The 5512-nt window shown below is 73.1% G+C and carries 5 protein-coding genes and 2 pseudogenes; 6 read left to right on the forward strand and 1 reads right to left on the reverse strand.

Annotated elements, in window-relative coordinates:
• The 3 genes and pseudogenes from L2I40_RS18235 to L2I40_RS18245 all read left to right on the forward strand — a co-directional run.
• A pseudogene (locus tag L2I40_RS18235) lies at positions 1–200 on the forward strand (VOC family protein); the annotation flags it as partial.
• Complete coding sequence (locus tag L2I40_RS18240) at positions 197–946, forward strand: FkbM family methyltransferase (RefSeq protein ID WP_237216614.1); 750 nt, start codon at positions 197–199, stop codon at positions 944–946. The pseudogene L2I40_RS18235 and the gene L2I40_RS18240, both read left to right, overlap by 4 nt.
• Complete coding sequence (locus L2I40_RS18245; RefSeq protein WP_237216615.1) at positions 946–1998, forward strand: glycosyltransferase family 4 protein; 1053 nt, start codon at positions 946–948, stop codon at positions 1996–1998. Before L2I40_RS18240 ends, L2I40_RS18245 begins: the two co-directional genes overlap by 1 nt.
• Positions 1999–2058: 60 nt before the next feature.
• Here the strand turns inward: L2I40_RS18245 and L2I40_RS18250 are convergent, their stop codons facing one another.
• Complete coding sequence (locus L2I40_RS18250) at positions 2059–3054, reverse strand: Bug family tripartite tricarboxylate transporter substrate binding protein (RefSeq protein ID WP_237216616.1); 996 nt, start codon at positions 3052–3054, stop codon at positions 2059–2061.
• Positions 3055–3143: 89 nt separating this feature from the next.
• On the opposite strand from L2I40_RS18250, the gene L2I40_RS18255 reads away from it, so the two are divergent.
• From L2I40_RS18255 to L2I40_RS18265, 3 genes and pseudogenes are all read left to right on the forward strand, one after another.
• Positions 3144–3614 carry an Lrp/AsnC family transcriptional regulator gene (locus L2I40_RS18255; protein ID WP_237216617.1) on the forward strand — a complete coding sequence of 157 codons (471 nt, stop codon included), beginning with the start codon at positions 3144–3146 and terminating at the stop codon, positions 3612–3614.
• 237 nt (positions 3615–3851) lie between these two features.
• Positions 3852–4514 (forward strand): ribulose-phosphate 3-epimerase, encoded by a 663-nt coding sequence (gene rpe / locus L2I40_RS18260; protein WP_237216618.1) that lies wholly within the window; start codon positions 3852–3854, stop codon positions 4512–4514.
• A gap of 2 nt (positions 4515–4516) precedes the next feature.
• Positions 4517–5512: pseudogene (locus tag L2I40_RS18265) on the forward strand (heparinase II/III family protein); the annotation flags it as partial.

Raw genomic sequence — 5512 nt, forward strand, 5'->3', positions numbered from 1 at the left:
TGCTGCTGCCGGAGGCGCTGCCGCGCGTCCTGCCGGGCGTCGTGGCGCCGTCGCTGCCCTTCATGGCGGGGATGGTGATCCGCACCGCGGATGGCGGCGCGGCGGCGCGGGCGCTGCTCGGCGGGGTGCTGCGCGACGCGCCGGACGGGGCAATGGTGCCGCCGGAGCAGGCGGGTGGCTGCGCGGTGGTGTTCGCGTGACCACCACCCAAGCCATCGCAAGGTCGCTGCGCACCTATTACGTGCCCGGTCGTGCGCCGGTGCTCGACGGCTTCTACGCGCGCTTCCTGTCGCGCGGCGATCTCGGCTTCGATGTCGGCGCGCATGTCGGCGACCGCACGGCGAGTTTCCGGCGCCTCGGGGCGCGCGCCGTGGCGGTGGAGCCGCAGCCGCGGCTCGCGCGGCTGCTGCGGCTGCTGTTCCATCGCGACCCCGGCGTGGTGCGCGTCGCGGCGCTGGTGGGCGCGGAGGCGGGCGAGGCGGTGCTGCGGATCAACACCGCCAACCCGACGGTCGCCACGGCGTCCGATGCCTTCGTCGCGGCGGCGGACGGCGCCGCCGGCTGGGAAGGGCAGGTGTGGGACGCCGAGCTGCGCCTTCCGGTCACGACGCTCGATGCGCTGGCACACGAGCATGGCGAGCCGCATTTCGTGAAGATCGACGTCGAGGGCTACGAGGCGGCGGCGCTGGCCGGGCTCACGCGCGCGCCGCGCAGCCTGTCCTTCGAGTTCACGACGATCCAGCGCGAGGTGGCGCTGGCCTGCCTCGATCGTCTCGCGGCACTCGGCTACCGCGCCTTCAACGCCTGCCTCGGCGAAGGCATGGAGTTCTCGCATCCGGCGCCGGTGGATGCGGTGCAGATGGCGATCTGGATCGCGGCGCTGCCGCATGAGGCGAATTCAGGCGACGTCTATGCCAGCCTGGAGCCGGCGCGGCTGGTGCGGTGATGGAATTCTCGGCCGTCATCCGGCATCTCGGCTTCGCCGCCGGGCTCGCACTGCTCTCCGCCGTCGTGGTGCGCGCGATGATCGCCTTCCCGATCCTGGATCACCCGAATGCGCGCAGCGCGCATGTGCGCCCGACGCCGCGCGGCGGCGGGCTCGGCGTGGTGGTGGCCTTCGTGGTCGGCATGCTGGTGCTGTTCCAGACCGCGCAGTTCGCGCGCATCGCGGAGGCGCAGTTCGTCGGCGTGATCCTCGCCGCGGTGGCGATCGCGGGGGTCGCGCTGGTGGACGACATGCGCGACCTGTCGGCGCGCCTCCGGCTTCTCGCACAATGCGGCGCGGCGCTGGTGGCGGTGGCGAGCGGGCTCGTCGTGACGCGGCTGTCGGTTCCCTATGTCGGCGTGGTGGACCTCGGCTGGGCGGGGCCGGTGCTGACGCTGGTCTGGATCGTCGGCTGCACCAATGCGGTCAACTTCATGGACGGCCTGGACGGGCTGGTCGGCGGCACGCTGCTCGTCGTCGCGGCGTCGCTCTGCATGATCGCGGCGCACCAGGAAGGCTGGTTCGTCTATGCGGCGGCGCTGTTCCTGGCGGCGGGCTTCGCGGGCTTCCTGCCCTTCAACCTGCACCCCGCGCGCATCTTCATGGGCGATGTCGGCAGCCAGTTCGCGGGCTTCATGCTGGCGGTGCTGGCGGTGGCGGCGTCGCGCTTCGACGGGCAGCAGCTGTCCTTCCTGATCGTGCCGCTGCTGATGTTCGGGCTGCTGTTCGACGCCGCCTTCACCCTCGCGCGCCGCGCGCTGATGCGCGAGCGGCTGGCGGAGGGGCACCGGACGCATCTGTATCAGCTTGCCCAGCGCAGCGGCGTGCCGGTGCGCGTGGTGGCGGCGGTGCATTGGGGCTTCGCGGCGCTCGGCGCCGCGCTGGTCGCGCTGTTCCTGGCGCTGCCGGTGGGCAGCAAGCAGTTCGTCGTGGTGCCGGCGGTGGGGGCGCAGCTGGCGTGGCTGGGCTATGTGGTGATGCGCATGCGGCGCGCCGGGATCGGCTGGCGGTAGATTTCCCCGCACGGCCGCGTCGCGCCGAAGGCGTGCCTTCGGCGCGACGTCGCGTACCGTTCAGTCCAAGGTTGCGCCCGCCACCCGCACGATGCCGGGCCAGCGGGCGGATTCGGTGCGGATCAGCTCGGCGAAGGCGGCCGGCGTGCCGCCGCGCAGCTCGAAGCCCTGCGCCGCCAGGCTCTCCGCCACCTCGGGACGGCGCAGCGCGTCGAGCAGCACGGCATTGAGCCGCGCGACCACCGGCTCCGGCGTCCCGGCCGGCGCGAGGATGCCCTGCCAGGTCACGACCTCAAAGCCGGGCAGCCCGGCCTCGTGGAAGGCGGGCACCTCGGGCAGCGCCGGGTTGCGGCCGAGGCTGGTGACGCCGAGCGCCTTCAGCCGCCCGCCGCGGATGTGCTCGATCGCGGCCGGCAGGGTGACCAGCAGCGCGTCGAGATGGCCGGCGACGACATCCACCACCGCCGGCCCGCCGCCGCGATAGGGGACATGGGTGAAGCCGATGCCGGTGCGCTGCGTCAGCACCGCGCCGGCAAGGTGCCCGATCGAGCCGTTGCCCTGGCTGCCCATCGTCGTCGCGCCGTTCGCGGCCCGCGCGGCGGCGAGGAAGCTCGCGAGATCGGTGGCGGGGTTGGACGGGTGCACGACCAGCACCTGCGGCGCGCGCACCAGCTCCGCGACGGGCGCGAAGTCGCGCACCGGGTCGTAGCCGACGCGGCGGTAGAGCGAAGGATTGATCGTCAGCGGGTCGGAGCCGACGAGCAGCGTGTGCCCGTCCGGCCGGGCGCGGGCGACCAGCTCGAAGGCGAGGTTGGAGCCGGCGCCCGGATGGTTCTCGGCCACCACCGGCTGGCCGAGCGCCGGGGAGATGGCGCGGGCGAAGGTGCGGCCGAGGATGTCGAGGCTGCCGCCGGGCGCGACCGGGATGATCACCCGCACGGCGCGGTCCGGGAAGGCGGCGGGCTGGGCCAGGGCCGGCAGCGGCAGCGCCGCGCCGAGAAGGCCGAGGAGGGATCGCCGGGACAGGGCCGGGCGGGAGGAGGATGGAGCGTTCATGGAAATCTTTTCTGCATGCCGGCCCTAGAGGTGCAAGCGAAAGATTTTCGTGCTACGGAGAGGCCGCAAGACAATACCGGAGTTCCAGGATGGCCGCCGCCGCGGAGTTGGACCGCATCGACCGCGAGATCCTGCGCCTGCTGATGCGCGACGCCTCGCAATCCCTGGCCGAGATCGCGGCGGAGGTGGGGCTGACGGCGACTCCCTGCTGGAAGCGCATCAAGCGGATGGAGGAGCAGGGCGTCATCACCGGGCGGGTGGCGCTGGTGGATGCGGAGCGGGTGGGGCTGCCGATCTCGGTCTTTGTCGCGATCGAGACAGGCGATCACTCCGCCGACTGGATCTCCCGCTTCGCCGCCGCGGTGGAGAGCACGCCCGAGATCGTGGAGTGTTGGCGGCTCGGCGGCGACGTGGACTACCTGCTGCGCGTCGTGGTGCCGGACATGTCGGGCTACGACGCCTTCTACCGGCGATTCGTCGCGGCGGTGCCGGCGCTGCGGAAGGTCACCGGCCGCTTCGCGATGGAGCGGGTGAAGGGAACCACGGCGCTGCCAATTTAGACTTCCCCACGACAACGCTGCGCGTTGCCGCGGGGGCCCCGGATTGGCGCCGATTCTCTGGGCTTCGGCTCATCCTGCCGTGACGGAGCCACGGCAGGGCCATGGGGGGCGGAACGATGACGTCGCGCACGGCGTGACGACTCCGGCCGTGGTCGCGGGTTGCATGCGGCCGCCGAAGATGAGGGAACCTGGCCCGGGGCGGTTCCAGCGCCGGGGCTTGACGGCTAGAAGGCCCGGATGCCCCCCGCGAGTCGCATCCGCATTGCCCCCTCCCTGCTCGCCGCCGATTTCGCGCGGCTGGGCGAGGAGGTGCGCGCGATCGAGGCGGCGGGCGCCGACTGGCTGCACCTCGACATCATGGACGGGCACTTCGTGCCCAACATCTCCTTCGGGCCGGGGCTGGTGAAGGCGCTGCGCAAGCAGTCCGCGCTGCCCTTCGATGTGCACCTGATGATCGCGCCCGCCGATCCGTATCTCGCCGCCTTCGCCGAGGCCGGGGCCGACCTGATCAGCCTGCACCCCGAGGCCGGGCCACATCTGCACCGCTCGCTGCAGACCATTCGGGCGCTGGGTAAGAAGGCCGGCGTGGTGCTGAACCCGGCGACGCCGGTCGCGGCGGTGGAGACGGTGCTGGACCTCTGCGATCTCGTGCTGGTGATGTCGGTGAACCCGGGCTTCGGCGGACAGTCCTTCATCCGCTCGCAGCTGGCGAAGATCGCCGCGCTGCGCGCCATGATCGATGCGAGTGGGCGCGAGATCGCGCTGCAGGTGGATGGTGGCGTCACGGCGGAGACGGCGCGCGACTGCATCGAGGCGGGCGCGGATGTGCTGGTGGCGGGCACGGCGGTATTCGGCAAGCCGGACTACGCCGCGGCGATCCGCGCCATAAGGGGGGCTTGAGCATGGAAGGGATCCTGCGCGGCGCGCGCCGCATCCTCGCCAACCTCAAGCCCATCAAGGTGCCGGACGGGCCGGCGCGGTCGTTCCGCGACCTCTGGCCCGGCGAGGCGGCGCGCGGCGCGCGGCTGCTGCGGAGCGAATACGAGGTGCTCGGCACCGTGCGCCCGCTGCGGCCGTCGGAAGCCGGCGGGCTGCAGGACTGGGGCGCGGCCGGCGGCTCGCCCACCTGGCGCTCGGCGGCGCACGGCTTCGCCTGGCTGCGCGACCTGCGCGCGCTGGGAACCGATGCAGCGCGGCTGCGCGGGCGTGCGCTGACGGCCGACTGGCTCTCCCTGCCCGCCGATCCTTTTGCCGATGCGCCGGAGGTGGCGGGGGCGCGGATCTCGGCCTGGCTCGGCCACTGGGACTTCCTGGCGGCGACGGCCGACGACGCCTTCCGCCGCGCGCTGATGCAGCGCCTGGCGCAGGATGCGCGCGAGGTGATCTCCGGCCTGCCGGCGGAGGCCGCGCATCGCGGCGCGCTGGTGGCGCTGAAGGGCGGCATGGCCGGCGCGGTGGCGCTGGCGGAGGAGACCTGGCTGGCGCGCTGCGTCCGCTTCCTGCCCGCCGAGCTCGAGCGGCAGTTCTTCACCGATGGTGGCCATGTGGAGCGCAGCCCGGCCCAGCTGCTGGCCGCGCTGCAGGACGTGATCGAGATCCGCAACCTGCTGCACGGCACGGGGGTGGAGGCGCCGCCCATCCTGAATGCCGTGCTGGACCGCGCCGCGCCGGCGCTGCGGCTGCTGCGGCATGCCGATGGCGGGCTCGCGCTGTTCAACGGCACGCGGGAGGAGCACGCGGCGATCCTCGACCTCGTGCTGACGCAGGCGCAGTCGCGCGGCCGCGCGCCGGCGGCGCTGCCGGAGATGGGGTTCCACCGCCTCGGCGATCGCGAACCGTGTCCTGGTGCGCGGCATCCGCACCGGCTGGCCGGTGATCCGGCGCATCCTGGACCGCAG

The organism is Falsiroseomonas oryziterrae (assembly GCF_021864505.1).
Lineage (GTDB): Bacteria > Pseudomonadota > Alphaproteobacteria > Acetobacterales > Acetobacteraceae > Falsiroseomonas > Falsiroseomonas oryziterrae.

Bases quoted from the DNA above. Each gene is read 5' to 3' on its own strand.
- L2I40_RS18245 (WP_237216615.1), top strand. From the start codon at position 946: ATGGAATTCTCGGCCGTCATCCGGCATCTCGGCTTCGCCGCCGGGCTC.
- L2I40_RS18250 (WP_237216616.1), bottom strand. From the start codon at position 3,054: ATGAACGCTCCATCCTCCTCCCGCCCGGCCCTGTCCCGGCGATCCCTC.
- L2I40_RS18255 (WP_237216617.1), top strand. From the start codon at position 3,144: ATGGCCGCCGCCGCGGAGTTGGACCGCATCGACCGCGAGATCCTGCGC.
- rpe (WP_237216618.1), top strand. From the start codon at position 3,852: ATGCCCCCCGCGAGTCGCATCCGCATTGCCCCCTCCCTGCTCGCCGCC.